This is a genomic window from Salibaculum halophilum (assembly GCF_002094885.1).
Classification (GTDB): Bacteria; Pseudomonadota; Alphaproteobacteria; order Rhodobacterales; family Rhodobacteraceae; genus Salibaculum; species Salibaculum halophilum.
This window is the reverse complement of the sequence record NZ_MSIT01000013.1, coordinates 49,945-72,697: the sequence shown is the minus strand read 5'-3', so window position 1 is coordinate 72,697 and position 22,753 is coordinate 49,945. Positions and strand designations below refer to the sequence as shown.

General features: G+C 67.9%; 21 protein-coding genes and 1 other RNA gene. 12 read left to right on the top strand and 10 right to left on the bottom strand.

Annotation, left to right across the window (positions count from 1 at the left end):
• The 3 genes from BU124_RS10185 to BU124_RS10175 form a co-directional block, all read right to left on the bottom strand.
• The coding region (locus BU124_RS10185; protein WP_084863387.1) for a DNA polymerase III subunit gamma/tau at positions 1-1,257 on the bottom strand (1,257 nt) is incomplete at its 3' end.
• Positions 1,258-1,636: 379 nt separating this feature from the next.
• An RNA gene (ffs, locus tag BU124_RS10180) (signal recognition particle sRNA small type) lies at positions 1,637-1,733 on the bottom strand.
• Positions 1,734-1,765: 32 nt separating this feature from the next.
• Positions 1,766-3,667, bottom strand: a complete 1,902-nt coding sequence (locus BU124_RS10175; protein WP_084863385.1) for a bifunctional 2',3'-cyclic-nucleotide 2'-phosphodiesterase/3'-nucleotidase — start codon at positions 3,665-3,667, stop codon at positions 1,766-1,768.
• A 98-nt stretch (positions 3,668-3,765) separates the two neighbouring features.
• Between BU124_RS10175 and nudC the strand changes: the two genes are divergently transcribed.
• Positions 3,766-4,728: an NAD(+) diphosphatase gene (gene nudC / locus BU124_RS10170; RefSeq protein ID WP_084863382.1), complete on the top strand. Its 963-nt coding sequence runs from the start codon at positions 3,766-3,768 to the stop codon at positions 4,726-4,728.
• 54 nt (positions 4,729-4,782) lie between these two features.
• Positions 4,783-5,250: a hypothetical protein gene (locus BU124_RS10165; RefSeq protein ID WP_084863380.1), complete on the top strand. Its 468-nt coding sequence runs from the start codon at positions 4,783-4,785 to the stop codon at positions 5,248-5,250.
• A 17-nt stretch (positions 5,251-5,267) separates the two neighbouring features.
• Here BU124_RS10165 and BU124_RS10160 read toward each other — a convergent pair whose 3' ends face one another.
• The gene (locus BU124_RS10160) at positions 5,268-6,110 is read right to left on the bottom strand and encodes a prephenate dehydratase (RefSeq protein ID WP_084863378.1); all 843 of its coding nucleotides are present in this window, start codon (positions 6,108-6,110) and stop codon (positions 5,268-5,270) included.
• A gap of 120 nt (positions 6,111-6,230) precedes the next feature.
• Between BU124_RS10160 and BU124_RS10155 the strand changes: the two genes are divergently transcribed.
• From BU124_RS10155 to BU124_RS10135, 5 genes are all read left to right on the top strand, one after another.
• Positions 6,231-6,755, top strand: coding sequence for a c-type cytochrome (locus BU124_RS10155; protein WP_084863400.1), 525 nt, complete (start codon positions 6,231-6,233; stop codon positions 6,753-6,755).
• Between the two features lie 210 nt (positions 6,756-6,965).
• Positions 6,966-8,885, top strand: coding sequence for an extracellular solute-binding protein (locus BU124_RS10150; protein ID WP_084863398.1), 1,920 nt, complete (start codon positions 6,966-6,968; stop codon positions 8,883-8,885).
• A 26-nt stretch (positions 8,886-8,911) separates the two neighbouring features.
• Positions 8,912-10,114, top strand: coding sequence for a microcin C ABC transporter permease YejB (locus BU124_RS10145; RefSeq protein ID WP_084863376.1), 1,203 nt, complete (start codon positions 8,912-8,914; stop codon positions 10,112-10,114).
• Positions 10,115-11,296 (top strand): ABC transporter permease, encoded by a 1,182-nt coding sequence (locus BU124_RS10140; RefSeq protein ID WP_084863374.1) that lies wholly within the window; start codon positions 10,115-10,117, stop codon positions 11,294-11,296.
• Entirely contained in the window at positions 11,293-12,876 is a 1,584-nt protein-coding gene (locus tag BU124_RS10135; RefSeq protein ID WP_084863372.1) for an ABC transporter ATP-binding protein, read from the top strand. Before BU124_RS10140 ends, BU124_RS10135 begins: the two co-directional genes overlap by 4 nt.
• A 133-nt stretch (positions 12,877-13,009) precedes the next feature.
• On the opposite strand, the gene BU124_RS10130 is transcribed toward BU124_RS10135, so the two are convergent.
• The gene (locus BU124_RS10130) at positions 13,010-13,693 is read right to left on the bottom strand and encodes a fumarylacetoacetate hydrolase family protein (protein WP_084863370.1); all 684 of its coding nucleotides are present in this window, start codon (positions 13,691-13,693) and stop codon (positions 13,010-13,012) included.
• An 8-nt stretch (positions 13,694-13,701) separates the two neighbouring features.
• Positions 13,702-15,009, bottom strand: a complete 1,308-nt coding sequence (locus tag BU124_RS10125) for a D-alanyl-D-alanine carboxypeptidase family protein (protein ID WP_425442461.1) — start codon at positions 15,007-15,009, stop codon at positions 13,702-13,704.
• A gap of 344 nt (positions 15,010-15,353) precedes the next feature.
• Between BU124_RS10125 and clpS the strand changes: the two genes are divergently transcribed.
• From clpS to BU124_RS10110, 3 genes are read left to right on the top strand one after another with little or no spacing between them, the layout of a single operon-like run.
• The gene (gene clpS / locus BU124_RS10120; protein WP_143529950.1) at positions 15,354-15,695 is read left to right on the top strand and encodes an ATP-dependent Clp protease adapter ClpS; all 342 of its coding nucleotides are present in this window, start codon (positions 15,354-15,356) and stop codon (positions 15,693-15,695) included.
• A gap of 23 nt (positions 15,696-15,718) precedes the next feature.
• Positions 15,719-16,678, top strand: coding sequence for a class I SAM-dependent methyltransferase (locus BU124_RS10115; protein ID WP_084863366.1), 960 nt, complete (start codon positions 15,719-15,721; stop codon positions 16,676-16,678).
• Positions 16,679-16,730: 52 nt separating this feature from the next.
• On the top strand, positions 16,731-17,534 hold the full coding sequence (locus BU124_RS10110) for an SDR family NAD(P)-dependent oxidoreductase (RefSeq protein WP_084863364.1): 804 nt from the start codon (positions 16,731-16,733) through the stop codon (positions 17,532-17,534).
• 20 nt (positions 17,535-17,554) lie between these two features.
• Here BU124_RS10110 and BU124_RS10105 read toward each other — a convergent pair whose 3' ends face one another.
• Positions 17,555-17,941: a hypothetical protein gene (locus BU124_RS10105; protein ID WP_084863362.1), complete on the bottom strand. Its 387-nt coding sequence runs from the start codon at positions 17,939-17,941 to the stop codon at positions 17,555-17,557.
• Positions 17,942-18,051: 110 nt separating this feature from the next.
• Here BU124_RS10105 and hemF point away from each other — a divergent pair, with 110 nt between their 5' ends.
• A complete protein-coding gene (gene hemF, locus BU124_RS10100; protein ID WP_084863359.1) occupies positions 18,052-18,948 on the top strand; it encodes an oxygen-dependent coproporphyrinogen oxidase in 897 nt (298 codons plus the stop codon).
• A 48-nt stretch (positions 18,949-18,996) separates the two neighbouring features.
• Here the strand turns inward: hemF and BU124_RS10095 are convergent, their stop codons facing one another.
• The 3 genes from BU124_RS10095 to hemE are packed head-to-tail and all read right to left on the bottom strand — an operon-like array spanning position 18,997 to position 21,639.
• On the bottom strand, positions 18,997-19,659 hold the full coding sequence (locus BU124_RS10095; protein WP_084863356.1) for a gamma-glutamyl-gamma-aminobutyrate hydrolase family protein: 663 nt from the start codon (positions 19,657-19,659) through the stop codon (positions 18,997-18,999).
• Positions 19,659-20,600: an amidoligase family protein gene (locus BU124_RS10090; RefSeq protein ID WP_084863354.1), complete on the bottom strand. Its 942-nt coding sequence runs from the start codon at positions 20,598-20,600 to the stop codon at positions 19,659-19,661. The genes BU124_RS10095 and BU124_RS10090 overlap by 1 nt, the downstream gene beginning before the upstream one ends.
• Positions 20,601-20,607: 7 nt before the next feature.
• Positions 20,608-21,639, bottom strand: a complete 1,032-nt coding sequence (gene hemE / locus BU124_RS10085; protein ID WP_084863351.1) for a uroporphyrinogen decarboxylase — start codon at positions 21,637-21,639, stop codon at positions 20,608-20,610.
• A 90-nt stretch (positions 21,640-21,729) separates the two neighbouring features.
• Here hemE and hemC point away from each other — a divergent pair, with 90 nt between their 5' ends.
• On the top strand, positions 21,730-22,695 hold the full coding sequence (gene hemC / locus BU124_RS10080; RefSeq protein WP_084863349.1) for a hydroxymethylbilane synthase: 966 nt from the start codon (positions 21,730-21,732) through the stop codon (positions 22,693-22,695).
• The last annotated feature ends 58 nt before the right edge of the window (positions 22,696-22,753 follow it).

The window sequence follows — 22,753 nt, the reverse complement described above, 5'->3', positions numbered from 1 at the left end:
GGTGGCGGGCGGGGCCACGGCCCCGCCGCGCGCCTCGGTTCGCGCCGCCGGCGCGGATCGAGGCGCACCGCCGCCACCCGGATCGGGCGGGGGCGGGCCGTCCTGCAGCTTGCGCACCAGGTCCTCGGGGGTGGGCAGGTCGGCCACGTGGGTCAGCCGGATGATCGCCATTTCGGCGGCCATCATGCCGTTGGGGGCCTGGGCCACCTCGTCCAGCGCCTTGAGCAGCATCTGCCACAGCCGCGTCAGCACCCGCATGGGCAGCGCCTCGGCCATGGCCAGACCGCGGGCGCGTTCGTCGGGGCCGACGGTCGGGTCCTCGGCCGCCTCGGGCGTGACCTTGATGACGCTGACCCAATGGGCGATTTCGGCCAGGTCACGCAGGATCGCCATGGGATCGGCCCCCTCGGCGTATTGCCCCGACAGTTCGGTCAGCGCCCCGGCGGCCTCACCCTTCAGGATCATGTCGAACAGGTCGAGCACCCGGCCCCTGTCGGCCAGCCCCAGCATGGCGCGCACCTGGTCGGCGCCGGTCTCGCCCGCGCCGTGCGAAATCGCCTGGTCCAGCAGCGAGGTCGCGTCGCGCGCCGAACCTTCGGCTGCGCGCGTGATCAGGGCCAGCGCGTCGTCGGTGATCCGCGCGCCCTCGGTGTCGGCGATGCGGCGCAGCATGGCGACCTGGTCCTCGGGCTCGATCCGGCGCAGGTCGAAGCGCTGGCAGCGCGACAGCACCGTCACCGGCACCTTGCGCACCTCGGTTGTGGCGAAGATGAACTTCACGTGGGCGGGCGGTTCTTCCAGCGTCTTGAGCAGCGCGTTGAACGCGCTGGTCGAGAGCATGTGCACCTCGTCGATGATGTAGATCTTGTAGCGCGCCGAGGCGGCCCGGTAATGCACCGTGTCGATGATGTTCTCGCGGACGTAGGACACCTGCGTGTTCGAGGCCGCGTCCATCTCGATCACGTCGACGTGGCGGCCCTCCATGATGGCGGTGCAGTGTTCGCATTCGCCGCAGGGGTCGGTCGTCGGGCCGCCCGTGCCGTCGGTGCCGGTGCAGTTCATGCCCTTGGCGATGATCCGGGCGGTGGTCGTCTTGCCGGTGCCGCGGATGCCCGTCATCAGGAAGGCCTGCGCGATGCGGTCGGCGGCGAAGGCGTTCTTGAGGGTGCGCACCATGGCGTCCTGGCCCACGAGATCGGCAAAGGTCTCGGGGCGGTATTTGCGGGCAAGCACCTGGTAGCTGGGCTGGTCGGTCATGGTCGCCTCGGGATTCGGCCGGTCGGCGCAGGGTAAGCGGGGGCAGGGGCAAGGTCCACCACGGCGATGCGGCGCCGGACCGATCCCGCAGCGATGGCATGGTCGGCGTCAGGCCGAGTCGCGCCGGTTTGCCGGCGTCGGTTGCGCCTGAGTTTGGCGGTGCGACGGCCGCTGGTGCGTCAGCAGTCGCGGGACTGCGCCTTCACGCCAATAGGGTCCGGCAAGCCGGGTCGCGGGCACGAACGACACCGAGCCCTTGGAAAACTGCGGCAAGCGGGGAGGCCATTAAGGTCCGGTCCCGTCGGCTGGACGTGCCAGCACGATGATACGGGGCCGGTACCGCCGAGGCGAACGCTTTGCCGCGTGCCTGATGGGGGGGGGTGAGAGGCTGGACAACGACCCAAGCGGGGCTCGTTACGGCTGCTTCCTTCCGGACCTGACCGGGTTGGCGAGGCGCTTGCCCGCGCCAACCTCTCGCGTCAGGATATACGTGCCTTGTTCACATCGTTCAAGGGGCCGCGGCGTCCAGATCAATCTCGCAGACCAGCCGCTCCTGCGCGTCATGGCGCAGGGCGCGGAGACCGGGTTGTGGCAGGCTGGCCGCGGCCCCGGGCGCGGTGGTGAAAGTGGCGCTGGCACCGGCGATCGGGCGGAAACCCCAGTTGCGGACCGGCGCGAAATCCAGCGGATCGTTGGCCGCGAAATAGGCGGCGATGGCCTCGCTCGCCGTGCCGCTGCTCTCGAACAGAAGCGGTGCGCTGGCGGCGACGTCGAAATGCCCGCCGCCGCCCATCCGGTAGGAATTCGTCGCGAGCACGAACCGCTGATCTTCGGTTACCGGGCGGCCTGCGTGGCACAGGTCGCGCACCCGCGTCGCCTCCGGCGACAGCACCTCGCCGTTCGGCCCGAACCTCGGTGGCGCGGTGAGGTCGAAACTGTAGCTGACCCCGCAGATCACGTCGAAGAGGTAACCCGGAAACCGCGGGTCAATCAGCGGCTGGCATCCGCGCCCGGGCGTGATGCGGCCGAAAGTCGCGGCGGCGCGCTCGAGCCAGTCGTGTAGCTGCCGCCCGGTGATCTCGATGGCGCAGATGGCATTCGGAAAGGGATAGAGGTCGGCGGCATGGCGCAACGCGAGCGGCCCGGCAGGGATCTCGACATAGGGTCCCGCCCCGTTGGCGGACCCCGACCTGAAAGGCGCGGCCGCCGAGAGCACCGGCATGTCGGCGGCCGGGGTGCCTGCCAGCGCTTCGGCGACCAGTCGGCGTTGCGCGGCATTGACGATCTGCACGGCCGCATCCGGCCGGACCCGGCTGAAATGCGTGGTGATCGGTCGCAGGGTTCGCCCGATCGGTTGGCGGACCCTGGACAGCGTCCGCGCGTGCACCGGAGCGAGCATCGCCGTGATCTCGGGGCAGGGGGACAGGCCGTGGCGGGCAAGCGTCTCGGCCACGGGCACGAGCCGCGTGTCATGGCCGGCGATCACCCAGCCGTTGCCGCGCGGGGCCAGGGCCAGGTCGATCACGCCCAGCCAGGTGCCCGCGGCCCCGGGGTTGACCGCGGGCTTGCCGTGGATCGTACCGCCGCCGGGGTCGATGCCCGCGCCCACAGGATGGTCGGGGTGAGGGAAGGGAACATGACTGTGGCCCAGGATCAGAAGGTCTATCCCGTCGACCCGGGCCAGCTCGGCTCCGACGTTGTCCCCGGCGGAGCGCTCGGGCCGGGTCTCGACGCCGGTATGGGCCATGGCGATCACGATATCGGCGCCCGCTTCGCGTAGACGCCCGGCCTCGGCGCGGGCCGATTCGACCGGATCCGCGATATCCAGGGCCGCGTCCCGTGTCCGGGCGTCCCACTGCGCGGTTTGCGCCGGGGCCAGGCCAATCAGCCCGATTCGGAAATCCAGCGTATCGCCACGGCCGGTCTGCACCTGCCGGGTGACGATATGCGACCGCTCTGTCAGCGGGTGGCCCGGCCCCGGGCCGTCCATCTGCGCGACATTGCCGGCCAGCATCGGAAAGCGGGCCTGTGATCGTGCCGCGCGGACATAGGCGAGGCCCCAATCGAATTCATGGTTGCCCAGCGCGGCCGCGTCGTAATCCAGCGCGTTCATGGCCGCGACGATGGCGTTGGGCGCACCCGCGTCGGCTTGAAAGTCGGCGTGCAGGAGCTCGGCCAAGGGGGTGCCCTGTAGAAAGTCGCCGTTGTCCAGAAGAAGGGTCGGAGGCCCCTCGGCGCGGGCGTGCCGCACCAGCGAGGCCAGTCCGGCAAGGCCGGCGGCGTCGGTCGGCCGGTCGGCGTAGTAGTCGTGGGACAACAGGTGTCCATGGATGTCGCTGGTGGCCAGGATCCGCAGGTGGGTCTGGTCGGCGGACAGGGATATCCTTGCAGGAAACGTCAATTTTTTCACTTTCCAAGTCGCCCGCTTTCAACCTTAGATTGATCCGCTCGTGACTCAAGTCCCTTATACGAATTGAACAATTCCGCGTTGCGTGGCATCGACGCCGCATGAAACAGCCGGAAACAGTGACATTCGGGGGCTCGGGGCTGGACCGAGCGGCGCACCTGCGCGGCGATGCAGCGGCGCTCGATGCCCTGCGCCTCGCGCCCGGCGCGCGGTTCATCCTCGCCTGGCGCGGCAAGGTGCTGATTGCGGACGGGGCGCTGGCACGGCTGGCCGCGGATCACCCGGTGGTGCGGGACGCGGCCGAGGCGGCCCTGTTCCTGGGGCGTGATACCGGCGGGCCGGTCTTTTGTGCGGATGTCTCGGATTGGGACCCGGCGCAGGACGGCCAGGCTCTGCCCGATGGCAGCTTTTTCGACCTGACCCAGCAGCGCCATCCGCTCGTGCCCGACGCCGACGGCTTTGCCGATCTGAAGGCCTGCATGACACGACTGAGCGCCCGCGACGCAGAACTGGCGGCGATGGCACGGGGGCTGCTGTCGTGGCACCGAACGCATCGATTCTGCGCCCGTTGCGGGGCCTCCAGCATGGTGGCGCAAGCCGGCTGGCAGCGGATTTGCCCCGCCTGCGACGCGCGGCATTTTCCGCGCACAGATCCGGTCGTCATCATGCTGGTGACCCGCGGCAACCGCGCGCTGCTGGGCCGGGGTCTGGCCTGGCCCGAGGGGATGTTTTCCTGCCTGGCGGGCTTCATGGAGCCGGGCGAAACCATCGAGGCGGCCGTGCGCCGCGAGGTTACCGAGGAAACCGGTATCCGCGTCGGTGGTGTCGCCTACCTGGCCAGTCAGCCCTGGGCCTTTCCCGGGTCGCTCATGATCGGCTGTCACGGCGCGGCCCTGAGCGACGAGATCACCCTCGACCCCACCGAATTGGCGGATGCCCGCTGGGTCAGCCGCGAGGACCTGGCCGCGGCCTTCGCCGGCGAGGTGCCCGACCTGTTGCCCGCCCGCAAGGGGGCCATAGCGCAGTTCCTGTTGTCCAACTGGCTTGCGGATCGGCTCTATTGAGGGACATACTCGCCCCCGAGGCCCGGCGGGGCGGTTTCTGAGGCAGGGTGAAACATGCAGTTGAGTGCGCGCGAGGATATCGGGGCTCCGGTCGAGCACGTCTTTCGGGAGATTGCGGATTTCGCGGCCTTCGAGCGCAAGATCATCCGGCGCGGCGGCGACGTCGCCCTGCTTGACGGGCCGGTGCCGCCCGAACCGAGCGCCCGTTGGGAGGTCAGGTTCCGCTTTCGCGGAAAGAACCGACGCGTCGTGGCCACGCTTGAGCGCCTCGACCCTGGCCAGGGCCTGACCATCGGGTTCGCCTCACCGAACATCAAGGGCCATTGCACGGTCGACCTCGTCGCGCTGTCGGCCAGCCGGACGCGCCTGAACGTGGTGATCGTGACGCGGCCGGTATCGATCGCGGCCAAGGTGCTGGCACAATCCCTGCGCCTCGGGCGCGGCCGGATGGAGCGGCGTTTCCGGACCATCGTCACCACCTATGCCGAGGACGTGGAGGCCCGCCACCGCGCCGGCGCGTGAGGCGCCCGCGCCCCGGCTCAGGCGCGTTCGTGGCGCCGCGGCGCGGCCGGGTAGACCCCCATCAGCTTGATGTGGTCGGTGAAATAATCCAGCTCTTCCATGGCAAGTTGCACGTTGCGATCGTCGGGGTGGCCCTCGATCTCGGCATAGAACTGGGTGGCGTGGAAATCGCCGCCCACCATGTAGCTTTCCAGCTTGGTCATGTTGACGCCGTTGGTCGCGAAACCGCCCATCGCCTTGTAGAGCGCGGCGGGGATGTTCCGGACCCGGAAGATGAAGCTGGTCATCATACCGTGCTTGCCGCGCCGCTTGAAATCGGGATCACGGGCCATGATCAGAAAGCGCGTCGTGTTGCGCGCGTGATCCTCGATGTGGCGGGCCACCACGTCCAGCCCGTAGATATCGGCGGCCAGTTCCGAGGCCAGCGCGCCGAGGGTCGGGTCGTCGCCGCGGGCGACCTCGCGGGCCGCGCGGGCATTGTCGGAACTGACCCGGGTGTGAATCGTGTTCTCGCGCAGGAATGCCGAGCATTGCGGCAGGATCACCACGTGCCCCAGCGCGGTGCGGATATCTGGCAGTCGCGCGCCTGGCATCCCCAGCAGGTTCACATGGACCCGGATGAAACACTCGTCGACGATATGCAGGCCGCTTTCGGGCAGCAGGTGGTGCACGTCGCCGACGCGCCCGTAGATCGAGTTCTCCACCGCGATCATGCCGAGCTCTGCCTCGCCCTTGCGGACCGCCTCGATGGCCGCGTCGAAGGTGGCGCAGGGCAGGGGGTCGTGATGCGGCCGGGCCTCCTTGCAGGCCTGGTGGCCATAGGCGCCGGGTTCTCCCTGAAAGGCGATGCGCTGGGTCATCCGCGGTCCTGTCCCCCTGTCGGATCGTGGCATGGGCATTTCGTCGCGCTGCTACACCTTGAACAATGCGGGTGGAAGCGGATACATGACGTCTGAATCAAGAACCGGATGGAACGCGACATGTTCGACACAATGACGATGACCAAGGTCCTGGGTGGCTTTTGCGGCACGCTGCTGGTGTTCTTGCTTGGCAGCTGGGCGGCGGAAACGATCTATCATGTCGGTGGCGGGCATGGCGAAGAGGCCCAGGCTTATTCGATCGAGGTCGCCGAGGACGACAGCGCCGAAGAGGAAGCCGTCGAGGAGGAGGGCCCCGAGTTCACCGAAGTCTTCGCCAGCGCCGACGCTGCGGCGGGGGAATCGCAGTGGCGCGCCTGCCGGGCCTGTCACGCGCTGGAGCCGGGCCAGAACATGACCGGCCCGACGCTATACGACGTGGTCGGCCGAGAGATCGCCGCGGTTGACGGGTTCAACTACTCCGGCAGCTTGGTCGAACAGGCCGACGTCTGGACCCCCGAGAACCTGAACGCTTTCCTCGAGAACCCGAGCGGCTGGGCGCCGGGTACCGCGATGTCCTACGCCGGTATGCGCCGTATCGAGGACCGCGCGAACCTGATCGCCTACCTGGACACCATCGGCGAGTGATCCGGGTCTGGCCCGGCACTGTCATGCCGATCGAAGGGCCGCCCGCCGGGGCGGCCCTTTTTCTTGCGCGCCTGCGTGGCTGTCGGGTAGGGCCGGCGGAGGCGGCGAAGCGTGGGCATGTCACGCCCGATCACGCATTCTCAACTTGAAGGCTGGACCTTTCGGCCATTAGCCTCATCCTCAATGGAACCGACCGCCGGAGGAATGACCATGCCCAGACCCGCCACCGAACCCCGGACTGCCCGCGCCGAGGCGGACAGCGCACCGTGCGCGCCCGCCTGGCGTGCCTGGATGGCCGGTGGGCTGCTGGTGCTGGGCGGCGCGCTCTGCGCCTCGGCCGAGGGACAAGAGGATGTCACGGTCAGCCACGGCTACACCAATTTCGGTGACCTGAAGTATCCCGCCGACATGGCGCATCTCGACTACGTCAACCCCGACGCGCCCAAGGGCGGCGAAATCAGCCAGTGGAGCCAGGGCAGCTTCGACAGTTTCAACCGCTACACCCGCGAGGGGGTCGTCGCCGCGCTGACCGGGCTCATGTACGAAAGCCTTCTGGTGTCAACGGCGGACGATCCCTATGGCCTTTACTGCTACCTTTGCGAGACGCTGGAATATCCCGACAGCCGCGACTGGGTCATCTTCAACCTGCGCGACGACGTGACATTTTCCGACGGCCGCCCGATGACGGCCGAGGACGTGGCCTTCACCTTCAATCTGTTCATGGAACAGGGCATCGCCGAATACCGCACGGTCGTCGAGGGCTTCGTCGAACAGGTGGAGGTCCTGGACGATCACCGCATCAAGTTCACCTTCACCGAGGACGCCCCGCGCCGGGACGTGATCGGTTTTGCCGGTGGCACAACCGTCTTCTCGAAATCGTGGTTCGAGGAGACCGGCGCGCGCATCGACGAAAGCACCGACACCCCTTTTCTCGGGACTGGGGCCTACGTGCTTGACAGTTACGAGACGAACGAACGCCTGATCTACGCCCGCGACACCGATCACTGGGGCGCCGATCACCCGCTCAACGTTGGCCAGAACAATTTCGACACTATCCGGGTGGAGTATTTCGCCGACAGCGCCACCGCCTTCGAAGCCTTCAAGGTGGGCACCTATACCTTCCGCACCGAAAACTCCTCCAAGACCTGGGCGACGGGCTATGACTTTCCGGCGCTCGATAATGGCTGGATGGTCACGAAGGAACTGCCCGACGGCAGTATCGGCGCCGCGCAGTCCTTCGTGTTCAACCTCGACCGGCCGGAATGGCAGGACCCGCGCGTGCGCGAGGCCGTGCGCCTGATGTTCAATTTCGAATGGTCCAACCAGACGCTGTTCTACGGCCTTTACGAGAGGGTCGAGTCCTTCTGGCAGAACACCGAACTGCAGGCGCGGGGCACGCCCTCCGAGGGCGAGTTGTCCCTGCTGCGCCCGCTGGTGGACGAGGGATTGCTGGACCCGGCCATCCTGACCGACCCGGCGGTCATCCCGCCGGAGTCCCGCCCTGAACGGTCGACCGACCGGGGCAACCTGCGCCGCGCCTCCAACCTGCTGGACGACGCCGGCTGGATCGTGGGCGATGACGGCATCCGCCGCAAGGACGGCCAGACACTGTCGCTGACAATCCTTCAGTTCTCGCCCGCCTTCGACCGTATCGTGAACCCCTTCGTCGAGAACCTTTCGCGCCTCGGCGTCGACGCCAAGCTCGAACGGGTGGACTCCGCCCAGTATGTCGAGCGCCGCCGCACCGGCGATTTCGACCTGGTCAATCACACCCTGACGCAGGGTTTCGAGCCGGGCATCGCCCTCAAGCAGTGGTTTCACAGCTCCACCGCCGATGACAGCTCGCGCAACCTGATGCGGCTGCGCGACCCGGCGATCGACCGGCTGATCGATCATGTGATCGACGCGCAGACCCTCGACGAGATGACCACCGCGACCCACGCGCTGGACCGCGCCCTGCGCGCCCATGGCTTCTGGGTGCCGCAATGGTTCAAGGACGTGCACACGGTGGCCTATTACGACATGTACGACCACCCCGAAGACATGCCGCCCTTCGCGCTGGGCGAACTGTCCTTCTGGTGGTATGACGCCGACCGGGCACAAGAGCTGCGCGAAGACGGCGCCTTTTAGCACTTAGGGAAGGGCAGGCAGGCCGGATGGGCGCCTATATCCTGAGACGTTTGCTGCTCGTGATCCCCACGTTGCTGGGGATCATGATCATCAACTTCACGCTGGTACAATTCGTGCCGGGCGGCCCGGTCGAACAGATCATCGCCCAGATGGAAGGCTCGGGCGATGTCTTCGAGACGATCTCGGGCGGCGGCAGCGAAACCGTCGAGAGCGGCGACAGCAGCTATGCCGGGGCGCAGGGCCTGCCGCAGGAATTCCTCGACGAGTTGCAGGTCGAGTTCAATTTCGCCCGCGTGGTCTGCGAGGACGGCTTCACCGGCGAACCCAGCCTGCGCGCCGAGGGGTGCCGTGCAGTGCCCGTGCCCACGCTGGAACGGTTCTTCATGATGATGTGGGACTACATCCGCTTCGACTTCGGCGAGAGCTACTTCCGATCCGTGGGCGTGCTGGAACTGGTGGCCGAGAAACTGCCCGTCTCGATCACGCTGGGGCTTTGGTCCACGCTGATCGCCTATCTGGTGTCGATCCCGCTGGGCATCCGCAAGGCGGTGCGCGACGGCTCGCCCTTCGATACCTGGACCAGCGCGGCAATCATCGTTGGCTATGCGATCCCGGGGTTTCTCTTTGCGATCCTGCTGATCGTGCTCTTTGCCTCGAACAACTGTTTCCAGATCCCCTGGCTGGCCGAACGCTTCCCCGAGTTGCGCAACATCAACCCCACCTGCCACCGCATATTCCCGCTGCGCGGGCTGACCAGCAGCAACTTCGAAGAGCTTTCGACCATGGGCCAGGTGCTGGACTACCTGCACCACATCGTGCTGCCGGTGCTGGCGCTGACCATCGGGGCCTTTGCCACGCTGACCCTGCTGACCAAGAATTCCTTCCTCGAGGAGATCAAGAAACACTACGTCATCACCGCCAAGGCCAAGGGGGTTTCGGAGCGCCGGGTGCTTTACGGCCATGTCTTCCGCAATGCCATGCTGATCGTGATCTCGGGCTTTCCGGCGATGTTCATCGGGGTGTTCTTCGGCGGCAGCCTGATCATCGAGACGCTGTTCTCGCTCGACGGGCTGGGCCGGCTGGGGTTCGAGGCGACCCTGGCGCGCGATTACCCGGTGATGTTCGGCACGCTGTTCACCTTTTCGCTGCTGGGGCTGATCGTGGGGATCATCACCGACCTGACCTATGTCCTGATCGACCCGCGGATCGACTTCGAGAGGCGCGACTAGATGGCCGAGCCCGCCCCCGATCACAGCCCGGAAGAGGCCGTGCCCGACCACCTGCGGGTGCCGCGTCGGCGGTGGTTCGAGCCCTCGCCGCTCAACAAGCGGCGCTGGCGCAACTTCACCCGCAACCGCCGCGCCTACTGGTCGCTGTGGATCTTTCTGGTGCTGTTCGGGCTCAGCCTCTTTGCCGAGTTCCTGGCCAACGACAAGCCGATCCTCGTGAATTACCGCGGCGAGCTGCGCATGCCCGTCTTTACCTTCTATTCGGAACGCGAATACGGCGGTGATTTCCCCACCGAGGCCCCATATCGCGACATCGAGGTTGAATGTCTCATCATCACCGGCGGACTGGAGGATTGCTTCTACGAGCCCGAGCAGATGATCGCCGCCGCCGAGGCGGGCACGATTGACGACCCCGATTTCCGCAAGGGCTGGCTGCTCTGGCCGCCCATACCCTATTCCTATGACACCATCGTGGACGTGCCCGGCGTGGCGCCCTCGCCGCCCGATGGCAACAACCTGCTGGGCACCGACGATACCAAGCGCGACGTGCTGGCGCGGGTGATCCACGGCTTTCGCCTGTCGGTCCTGTTCACGCTGATTGTGACCGCGCTGTCATCGGTCATCGGGATCGTGGCAGGGGCGATCCAGGGGTTCTTCGGCGGCTGGATCGACCTGATCTTCCAGCGCATCCTGGAAATCTGGTCCTCGACGCCGTCGCTGTACGTCATCATCATCCTCTTCGCGATACTCGGGCGAAGTTTCTGGTTGCTGGTCTTTCTGACGGTGTTGTTCGGCTGGCCCGCGCTGGTGGGCGTGGTGCGCGCCGAGTTCCTGCGCGCGCGCAATTTCGAATACGTGCGCGCGGCGCGGGCGCTGGGCGTGTCCAACCGAACCATCATGTTCCGGCACATGCTGCCCAACGCCATGGTGGCCACGCTGACGCTGCTGCCCTTCATTATCACCGGCACCATCGCCACGCTGGCCTCGCTGGATTTCCTCGGCTTCGGCCTGCCCTCTTCGGCCCCCTCGCTGGGCGAACTGACGCTGCAGGCAAAGCAGAACCTGCAGGCGCCCTGGCTGGGCTTCACCGCCTTTTTCACCTTCGCGATCATGCTGTCGCTGCTGGTGTTCATCTTCGAGGGCGTGCGCGACGCCTTCGACCCCAGAAAGACCTTTTCATGAAGACCGTCCTCGACGTGCAGGACCTGTCGGTCAGCTTCCGGCAGGATGGTGTGACGACCCAGGCCGTGAACGGGGTCAGCTTTCGCGTCGGCGACGGCGAGACCGTCGCGCTGGTCGGCGAAAGCGGCTCGGGCAAGTCAGTCACCGCGCTGTCCACCGTGCGGCTGCTGGGCGACAGCGCGCAGATCTCGGGCTCGGTGCGCTACGAGGGCGCCGAGATGGTCAGCGCCGACGAGGCGGAACTGCGCCGGGTGCGCGGCAACGACATCAGCTTCATCTTCCAGGAGCCGATGACCTCGCTCAACCCGCTGCATACCATTGAAAAGCAGTTGCGCGAATCGATCGAACTGCACCAGGGCCTGCGCGGCGAGGCCCTGCGTGCGAAGATCGTCGAGTTGCTCGAAAAGGTGGGCATCCGTGATGCCGCGGCGCGCCTGACCGCCTATCCGCATCAGTTGTCGGGCGGTCAGCGCCAGCGCGTGATGATCGCCATGGCCCTGGCCAATGGCCCCGACCTGCTGGTCGCGGACGAGCCGACGACGGCGCTGGACGTGACGATCCAGGCGCAGATTCTCGACCTGCTGGACCGGCTCAAGCAGGACATGACCATGTCGATGCTGTTCATCACCCATGACCTCGGCATCGTGCGCAAGATCGCCGACCGGGTCTGCGTGATGAAGGACGGCGAGATCGTCGAGCAGGGCGCGACCGAGGACATCTTCCAGACCCCGCAGCACCCCTATACCCGGATGCTGTTGGCCGCGGAAAGCACCGGCGACCCGACACCCGTGCCCGCCAAGGCACCGGTGGTCGCCGAGGCCGAGAACCTGAAGATCTGGTTTCCGATCCAGGCCGGGCTGCTCAAGCGCACGGTCGGCCACGTCAAGGCGGTCAACGACGCCAACTTTACCGTGCGGGCGGGCGAAACCCTGGGCGTGGTCGGTGAAAGCGGCTCGGGCAAGACGACGCTGGCGCTGGCCATGATGAAACTGCTGGGCTCGCAGGGGCGGATCGTGTTCCAGGGCCGCGAGATCCAGGGGTTCCGCGAAAAGCAGATGCGCCCGCTGCGCGGCGAGATGCAGATCGTCTTCCAGGACCCCTACGGCAGCCTGTCGCCGCGCATGACCGTGGAACAGATCATCGCCGAGGGGCTGAGCATCCACGGCACGCACGGCGAGAGCGAACAGCGCGCCATGGTGGCCGAAATCATGGGCGAGGTGGGCCTCGATCCGGCCACGATGGACCGCTACCCGCACGAGTTCTCGGGCGGGCAGCGCCAGCGCGTCGCCATCGCCCGCGCCATGATCCTGCGGCCGCGGCTGCTGGTGCTGGACGAGCCGACCAGCGCGCTGGACATGACCGTGCAGGTGCAGATCGTCGACCTGTTGCGCGACTTGCAGCGCAAGTATCAGCTTGCCTATCTGTTCATCTCGCACGACCTGAAAGTGGTGCGGGCGCTGTCGCACAAGATCATCGTCATGAAACAGGGCGACGTGGTCGAGGCCGGACCGGTGGACCGCGTCTTCGATGCCCCCGAGACCGAATATACCCGCGAGTTGATGGCGGCCGCGCTGGGTTAGAGCATGTCGCGCAAAAGTGGGAACCGGTTTTGCGCTCCCCGGACATGCGGAGTCAGATAGTTAGAGTGTGGCGGGTGAATGCTAATGAACGCGACACACTCTAGGACCAAAATTCCAGAATTTTGGTCCCGCGTCAGTCCAACGTGACCGTCGCCGGGGTCAGGCCGTCGATCTCGACCGTGCAGGTCTGACCACGCGCGATGGGGCCGACCCCTGCTGGCGTGCCGGTCAGGATCAGGTCGCCGGGCTGCAGTGTGAGCAGGCGCGACAGGTGGGCGATGATCTCCGCGACCGGCCAGATCATCGCCGAGAGCGGCGCCTCCTGGCGCAGGGCACCGTCGACCCGGCATCGGATCGACCGGTCGCCGTCAAGGTCCGCGCCATTGTGGAGTGTGCCCAGCACGGCGGAATTGTCGAAGCCCTTGGCCATGTCCCAGGGGCGCCGCATCTGCTTGGCCCGTGCCTGCAGGTCGCGGCGGGTCAGATCGTTCGCCGCGGCCTGGCCCCAGACGTGCGCCAACGCCCTTTCCGGCGCGATATCCGCGCCGCCTGTGCCTATCAGAACGGCCAATTCCGCCTCGTGATGCAGGTCGTCGGTGGCGGGCGGATAGGGGATGGTTCTGCCCGAGGGCACCACCGCGCCGGCCGGCTTGAGAAAGAAGAACGGCGGCTCGCGGTCGGGATCGTTGCCCATCTCGCGGGCGTGATCGGCATAGTTGCGCCCCACGCAAATGACCCGGTGCAGGCGGACGCCCGTCTCGGGCTGATCCGTCGGAAAGGTGGACGGCGCGGGCGGTTGAACGGCAATTCGTGTCACGGGGCGGCTCAGGACGGCCCGATCATGAAGCACGAGGTGCCGCGCGCCTGCAGCCGCGTGCAGGCAAGTTCGGCGCTGTCGCGGGTCAGGCCCATGAAATTGGCGTCGAAGCCCCGCGGGCTCTGCCGCACGCGGCGCAGCGCGCCGTCGAGCGTGCTCATCTCGTTGAGCGCGACGCGCAGCAGCACCCGTTCGGCCTGGTAGCGCGACCCGTAGCGGCCGACGTTGACACCCCAGTGGCGCCCGCCCGAGGTCGATATCCGCGTGACCACTTGCGGCTCCGATTGCGCGGTCTCGCCGGGGCGTGCCGGCGGACTCGGCGCGGCTTGCGGCGCGCGGGCGGTCGCGCTTTCGAGGGTCTCGGTCACCGCGCTCTCGATCATCTCGGCATTGGCCAGCAGCATCGCCTCGGCGGGGGCGGTTTCCGGGGTGGGCCGCAGCCGCGGCCGCAGCGAGCGGCTGACCAGCCCGCTGGCGCGGGTGTTGCGCGTGCCACCGCCGCCCGCGAAGGACGGGGCGGGGCTGGGCCGGGCCAGCCGCGCGCGGCTGGGCGCGCGGGCAAAGCCCATGTCCATGAGTTCAGCCACGCGCGCATTGCGCGCCGAGGTCGAGGAGCCGCCGAACATTGTCGCAATGATGCGTTCCTGGCCGCGCTCGGCCGAGGCGGTCAGGTTGAACCCCGCCGCGCGGGTGTAGCCGGTCTTGATCCCGTCGGCACCGCGATAGGCTCGCAGGAAGCTGCGGTTCGTATGGTAGACGGTGCGGACATGGGCATTTGCCTTGATGCGCGAGAACAGATTGTAATACTGGGGAAAATCGTAGATGACGTGCCGCCCTAGAATGGTCATGTCGCGGGCGGTGGACATGTGCCCGCTTTCCGTCAGGCCGTGGGCGTTGCGAAAGGTGGTGCGGGTCATGCCCATGGCCCGGGCCGTCGCGTTCATGCGCCGGGCGAAGGCGGCCTCGTTGCCTTCCAGCGCGATGCCGATGGCCGTGGCCGCGTCATTGGCCGATTTCACGGCCGCCGCCCGGATCAGGTAGCGGAACCGGATCCGCTGGCCCGCGCGCAGGCCAAGTTTCGAGGGCGGCTCGTTAGCGGCGAGCGGCGTGATGCGCACCATGTCATCGAGGCCGATCTCGCCGCGCTCCACGGCCTGGAACGCGATGTAGAGCGTCATCATCTTGGTCAGCGACGCCGGGTGCAACTGGGTGTCGGCATTGCGCGAGTGCAGCACCTCGCCGGTGCGGGCGTCCATCACCATCGCCGCATAGGGCGCCGAGCGTCCGGGAGCGGGCGCGAGCGCGGCCATGATCATCACTGACAACATGAGTAGCCCGGCCACACCGGGAGCGTTCCATCGACGTTTCACGCCACTGCCCTTTGTCTGCCTCACGGAGAGTCTGCCTCGTGGGGACCAATTTTCCGGCCCCTCTTTTGAAAAATACTAGCACGGCCCGCGCGCCGGGAAAATATGTTATTTTCAACGCCTTTTGTTGTGTCCTTGATACACGGTTCGGCATATCTTGGGGGTCGGTGTTTGCCACCCCCCAAATCCGTGCCTCCCCTTCGACACCGGGGGCGCGCGCCCCCCTTTTCACACGGCCCCTAGAAGTTATATGTCTCCGGCGAAGAGAGTGCGCCGCAGGACACGGGATCACCATGCTGCACAAGACCTACATGATGTCAGGCAAGGATCAGGATGACGACGGCGACGTCGGTGTCAAGGTCGACACCCGCACCAAGACCAAGCGCCCACCGCTCTACAAGGTGTTGATCCTCAATGACGATTACACGCCGATGGAATTCGTCGTGCATGTCCTTGAACGCTATTTCGGCATGTCCCATGCGCAGGCGGTGGAACTGATGTTGACCGTCCACCAGAAAGGCGTCGCCGTGGCCGGCGTCTACAGCCACGAGATCGCCGAGACCAAGGTCGCCCTGGTCATGGATCTGGCGCAGCGTCACCAGCATCCGCTGCAATGCACGATGGAAAAGGAATAGGCCCCGCGCCGGTTCCCCGTCGGATGACACACTCCCGCCTGACCCTCGCGCTGGACAGCGCAGCGCCGGTGTTGCCAGCCGGCCGGGTGCGCGTGCTGCGCCCGCCTGCCGCGTATGACCTTACCGCGCTGGACCGGGCCCGGGTCGAAATCGACCACGGCTTCAAGCCCGATCACGACGCATGGTCAGCGCGCGGCTATGCGGCGGCTGGTGATGGTCCGGTTCCGACCGTCGTTGTCGTGGTGCCCCGGTCCAAGGCCCTGGCGCGGCGCCTCGTCAGCCGAGCCCGGCAAGAGGCGACCGACATCGTGATCGTCGATGGCGCCCGCACGGACGGCGTCGACAGCCTCTACAAGGCCTGCCGCGGCTGGGCGCCCGTCGCGGGCAGCCTGAGCAAGGCGCACGGGCGGCTGTTCTGGTTCTCGCCCGAGGGCACGCCGGACTGGGCCGCGCCCGACCAGCGGGTGGAGGGGTTCCGCACGCAGCCCGGCGTCTTTTCCGAGGGCAAGGTCGATCCCGGCTCCCGCCTGCTGGCCGGGGCTTTGCCGCCGCTTTCGGGCCGGGTGGCCGACCTCGGCGCGGGCTGGGGCTATCTTTCGGCGGCGGTGCTGGATCACCCGGGTGTGACCCACCTCGACATGATCGAGGCCGAAGCGCTGGCGCTGGACTGCCTGACCGAGAACATTGCCGATCCGCGCGCGCACGCGCTCTGGGCCGATGCGACAAGGTTCAGCACCGAGGCCCGCTATGACGCCGTGGTCATGAATCCGCCCTTTCACAGCGGGCGCAAAGGCGTGCCGGAAATCGGGCAGGCCTTCCTGGCAACCGCCGCGCGCCTGCTGAAACCCGCGGGCCACCTCTACCTTGTCGCCAACCGGCACCTGCCCTACGAGGCGCGTCTGCGGGAATTGTTCGCGCAGGTGCAGGACGTTGGCGGCGACCAGGCGTTCAAGCTGATCAGCGCCACTCGCCCGCGGCGGTGAATTGCCCTAGCTTGGCCCCCCGGGAATCGGCGTCAGGAAGCGAGAGACCGACATGAGCTTTTCGATCGAGGGCAAGACGGCCATCGTCACCGGCGCGGCCAATGGCGTCGGACTGGCCGTGGGCCGGCATTTCGTCGACCAGGGGGCCAATGTCGTCTTTGCCGACATGGACGAGACCCGGCTGGAACAGGAACTGGGCAAGACGGACATCGACGGGGCGCGCTATCGCAGTTTCGCCTGCGACCTGCGGCAGAAACTTTCCATCGCCAACCTTCTGTCCATGACCATCGACGCCTACGACCGGGTCGATATCCTGGTCAATGCTTCGCGCCAGATGATGACGTCGGACCCGCTCGACCCGGCGGCGGACAATGTCGAGGAGCTGATCCAGCAGAACCTGATGACCTCTCTGCGGCTGACCCAGGCCATCTCGCAACGGATGATCAAGCAGGCCAAAGGGCAGGAAAGCGGCCCGGCCGGGTCGATCATCAACCTCAGTTCCATCGCCTCGCGCCGGGCCAATCCCGAGCTGCTGGGCTATTCCATATCCTCGGCCGCGCTGGACCAGATGACGCGATCGATGGCCGTGGCGCTGGCCCCGCACCGCATCCGCGTCAACGCGGTGGCTTTCGGTTCTGTCATGAGCGCCAGCCTCAAGGGCGCGCTCAAGGAAAACGAGGGGTTCCGCGACGAGATCATCGGCCACACGCCGCTGGGCCGGATCGCCGGCCCCGGCGAGGTGTCCGACGCCGTGCAATACCTAGCCTCGGATGCGGCCGGTTTCGTCACCGGCGAGATCATCACCGTGGACGGCGGGCGCACCCTGATCGACCCGGTGGATGCACCGGCGCACTGACCGTCAGATTGCCCGTTAGCTCATTCCGGGTGGATGGCGATGCACTGGCGGATGCGCTCCTCGGCCCGCGTGGCCTCGGCGTTGCGGCGCTCGCGCAGGTCGGCCAGCTTGGCGCGCTCTTCGGCGACGTTGATGGCGACGGGCTCTTCGCGCGTGAAGGTGCGCGTTTCCTCGCAGGGGAAGGTGAAGGTGCTGCCGTCCTCGTTGGTGCCGGTGCAGGTCCGGGTCACGGTGCGCAGGTCCTGCACCTCGGCCAGGGCGTAGCCGCGGTCGATGTTGCCCTGTGCGGTGTCGATCTGCGACTCGAGCAGGCGCAACTTGGCCCGGGCGTCGCTGATGCAGGCCTCGCGCGGGGTCGCGCAGGCGGCCAGGAGGACGAGCGGCAGCAGAAAAAGCATGTGTTTCATGGGGCGATGCCTGGATGTTGACGTATGCGCAGGGCCGGACCGGTGGACCTTGGCCGTGCTGTCCAAAGGATGCTAAGGGCCGATGCTAGGCAATAACAAGAGGGAGCGCCATGGCCGCCGATGAGATGACCGAGCAGAAGGCCCGCGCCGCGGCCTGGTTCCGTGACCTGCGCGACGAGATCGTCGCCGCCTTCGAGGCGCTGGAGGCGGCGCAGGAGACGGGGCCCTTCGCCGAGGCGCCGCCGGGCCGCTTCGAGGTGTCCGAGACCCGCCGCACCGGCGCGGCGGGCGAGGACGCCGGCGGCGGGCTGATGTCGGTGATGCGCGGCGGTCGGGTGTTCGAAAAGGTCGGCGTGAACGTTTCGACCGTCCACGGCACCCTGGGCGAGAAGGCCCAGGCCGCGATGATGGCGCGCAAGGGGTTGCCGGGCATGGCCGAGGACCCGCGCTTCTGGGCGGCCGGCATCTCGCTGGTGGCGCACATGCAGAACCCGCACACCCCGGCGGTGCACATGAACACGCGGATGTTCTGGACGCCGCATGCCTGGTGGTTCGGGGGCGGGTCGGACCTGAACCCCTGCATCGCGTACGACGCGGACACGACGCATTTCCATGCCACGCAGAAGGCGTACCTCGACCCGCACGGGACCGAGCACCATCCGCGGCTCAAGGCCTGGGCGGATGAGTATTTCTACATCCCGCACCGGCACCGGGCGCGCGGAGTCGGCGGTATCTTCATGGATGATTACTGCACCGGCGACTGGGAGGCCGATTTCGCCCTGACGCAGGACATTGGCCGGGCCTTCCTGCCGGCTTTCCTGCCCTGTGTCGAGGCCCGGCGCGACCTGCCCTGGACCGAGGCGGACAGGGAGACACAGCTGGTCCATCGCGGGCTTTATGCGGAATACAACCTTGTCTACGACCGCGGCACCAAGTTCGGGCTGGAGACGGGCCATGACGCCAACGCCGTACTGATGAGCCTGCCGCCCCTGGCGAAGTGGGTGTGACGGCGGGGCGCCGCTCGGCTTGCGCCATCGCCCCGCCCGCCGTCCCGGTCAGTGCGCCGCCCCGATCAGCGCGCGAAACAGCGCCCGCTGGCGCCGGGCATAGAACAGGTGTTCTGGGTGCCATTGCACGCCAAGGGCAAAGCGCGCCGCGGTCGCCTCGACGGCTTGCACCATGCCGCCGTCGTCGCGGGCTGCGACCTGCAGCCCCGCGCCGACCCGGTCGACCGCCTGGCTGTGCAAGGCGTTCACCGTCATCTCTGACGGTCCGGCGATGCGGGCCAGCGCGGTGCCGGGCCGGGGGCGCACCCGTTTGCGCGGCAGGATGGTGCGGTGCCGGGGGCTGGCGCCGTGGCTGGCGTAGGCGTCCTGATCCAGAGTGCCGCCCGCGGCAACGTTGATCATCTGCGCCCCGCGGCAGATGCCGAGGACGGGCATGTCGCGCGCCAGCGCCTCTTCGGCGAGCCGCAGTTCCAGCGCGTCGCGCGCCGGGTCGATCCGGGCGGAAAGGTGCAGGGCACCGCCGTAGAGCTCGGGCGAGATGTCGTCGCCGCCGCCGATGATCAGCCCGTCGACCCGGGCCAGGTCGGCGGGGCGGCCCGCGCCCCAGCGCACCGCCCGGCCCCCGCACAGCCTGACGTTCAGCGCCACCAGCGGGAAGATGCGCCAGCCCGACCGGGCCGAGGTCGTCACCGCGATCCGCGGGCGGCGCATCAGGCCAGCCCGGCCCGGCCGAGGATATTGTCGACCTGGGCGCGCCAGTCCGGGCGCAGGGTCGTCAGCGCGGCGCGGTGATCCTGCCAGGCGGTCCTGAGACGGTCGAGCAGGGCAGCATCGGCGGCCACCTGTTCCACCAGGACCCAGCGGTTCCATTCGGCGGCGACGGACCAGCCGGCCTCGTCGATGCGGCAGTCGGGCAGGCGGTAGTGCCAGGCCGGGCGCCCCGAGACCGCGCCGATGCCATCCAGCGCCCGGTCCACACGTTCGGGGTCAAGGTGGGCGAGCACCGGCAGCATGTCCAGGCCGCGGTTGCGGGTGGCATTGTGCGACAGGCAGGCGTCGAAGAGATTTTCCAGCGTCCATCCGCGCGCGCCGGCCAGGGCATCGACGAAGCCGCGCGGGAACGGGTCGGAAAAGGGCAGGACGCGGCGCGCGACGTCCATCTCGCCGCCGTAGCGCAGCCGGTCCTCCAGCAGGGCATAGGCGGTGAGCGTCGGCAGAAGATCATCGACAGTCCCGCCCGGGATTTCCGGGTTCAGGTGCAGCCCGAAGCCCAGCAGGAGGCCGTCGCGCGTTCCGGCGGCGCCGGCTTCGCGCAGCGCCGCGCAAAGGTGGTCGACCTGCGGCAACATCTCGAAGGTCAGCGGCGGGGTGACGATCTCGACCGGGACGAGCGCGCGCGACAGGTCCAGCCCGATCTCGGCCAGCGGCCCGTCGAGGCGGTCGCGCAGGGCGGTGTCGAGGTAGATCTTCAGATCGCCCAGGGTGCAGCCCGTAAGGCGCAACTCGTGATCGCCACACGCGGTAATCTCCCCGCCGAGGGTGCGCTTTGCGATCCGCGCCGCCTCGGTCTCGGTCAGGCCGCCGAACTCGATCTCGATCCCGGCGCGGCGGTCGGTGCCGAGCGGGAGGGGCTGGAACGCGGCGGCGGCCATCTGCCCCTCAGGTGCCCCGGATCGTGTCGATCATCAGCTGCACGTTCTCGGGGTCCGCGTCGGGCGTGATGCCGTGGCCGAGGTTGAAGATATGCGGGCCGTGCGAGAGCGCCTCGACCACGCGGCGGGTCTCGCAGACAAGGTCTTCGCCGCCCGTAACCATGTGCGACGACTTGAGGTTGCCCTGCACGCAGCCGTCGGTTTGCACGGTCTCGGCGGCCCATTCCGGTGACACGCCGTCGTCCAGCGCGATGCAATCGGCGCCGATTTCCGCGTGAAGGCCGACGAATTTCTCGCCCGCGCCGCGCGGGAAGGCGATGACCGGCAGGCCCGGATGGCGTGCCTTGAGCGCGGCGGTAATGCGGCGGGCGGGGGCGATGGCGTATTTCTGGAAATCCTCGCCAGTCAATGATCCGGCCCAGCTGTCGAAGACCTTGACCACCTCGGCCCCGGCCTCGACCTGGGCCGACAGGTATTCGATCGTGGCTTCGGTGATACGGTCCAGCAGGGCCTCGAACAGAGGGCGGTTCTCGGACTTGAGCGCATGGGCCGGGCCCTGGTCGGGGGTGCCGCGCCCGGCGATCATGTAGGTGGCGACGGTCCAGGGGGCGCCCGCGAAGCCGATCAGCGTCGTCTCGGCGGGCAATTCGCCCGACAGGATGCGAACGGTCTCGTAGATCGGGGAGAGGTGGTCGTGCACCGTCTCGGCGGGTTTGAGCGCGTCGAACCCGGCCTGGTCGGTGATCGTCGAAAGGCGCGGCCCCTCGCCGGTGACGAACCACAAATCGGCGCCAAGCGCCTGCGGCACCAGCAGGATATCGGCAAAGAGGATCGCCCCGTCGAAGCCGTAGCGGCGGATCGGTTGCAGTGTCACCTCGGCGGCCAGGTCGGGGGTGAAGCACAGCGACAGGAAGTCCCCCGCCTGCGCCCGCGTCGCGCGGTATTCCGGCAGGTAGCGGCCGGCCTGGCGCATCATCCAGATCGGCGGGGTGGGCAGAGTCTCGCCCGCGAGGGCGCGCAGGATCGTCTTGTCGGTCATGGAACCTCCTATCAACGGGATCGAGGTTCCAGTTGCGCGGGGGGAAGTCAAGCCGTTGTCACGCGCGCATGCGGCGTCTAGAAGCAGGGCATGACGCAGGACCTCCCCTCTTCCGACCGCCCCCTGAAGATCGGCACGCGCGGCTCGCCGCTGGCGCTGGCCCAGGCCCATGAAACCCGCGACCGGCTCGCCGCCGCCCATGGCCTGCCCGAGGCGGCTTTCGAGGTGGTGGTCATCAAGACGACGGGCGACAATCGCGCGATGATCGACGCGGACAAGCCGCTCAAGGAGATCGGCGGCAAAGGCCTTTTCACCAAGGAGATCGAGGAGGCCATGCTGGCGGGCGGGATCGACATCGCCGTGCATTCCATGAAGGACATGCCGGTGGAGCAGCCCGCCGGCCTGGCGCTGGATTGCCACCTGCCGCGCGAGGACGAGCGCGATGCCTTCGTCTCGCTCGATCACGGCGGGCTGGGCGATCTGCCCGCGGGCGCGGTGGTGGGCACCTCCAGCCTGCGGCGGCAGGCGCAGCTGCGCGCGCGCCGGCCCGACCTGACGGTGGTGGAGTTCCGCGGCAACGTGCAGACCCGGCTGAAAAAGCTCGAGGACGGTGTGGCGGCGGCCACCTTCCTGGCCATGGCGGGGCTGCGGCGGCTGGGCCGCGCCGAGGTCGCCCGCGCCGCCATCGCCCCCGAGGACATGCTGCCGGCGGTCGCGCAGGGCGCCATCGGGATCGAGCGGCGCGCCGATGATGACCGGGTCGCCGGGATGCTGGCCGCGATCCACGACGCGGACACTGGGGTGCGGCTGGCCTGCGAACGCGCCTTCCTGGCGGCGCTGGACGGCTCCTGCGAGACGCCCATCGGCGGTCTGGCCGAGTTCACGCCCGAGGGGCTGCGCCTGCGCGGCGAAATCCTGCGCCCCGACGGGTCCGAGGTGCATTCCGGCGAACTGTCGGGGGCCGTCGCCGACGGGCCGGCCATGGGCGCGGCCCTGGCGCGCGAGTTGCTGGGCCGGGCCACGCCCGGCTTCTTCGACGCGGTAAGCGCCGGGTAGGCCGCCGCGCCGGTCTCGACGGGCCGGCGTGCCGCGGCTAGGCTCGCGGCGACACGGT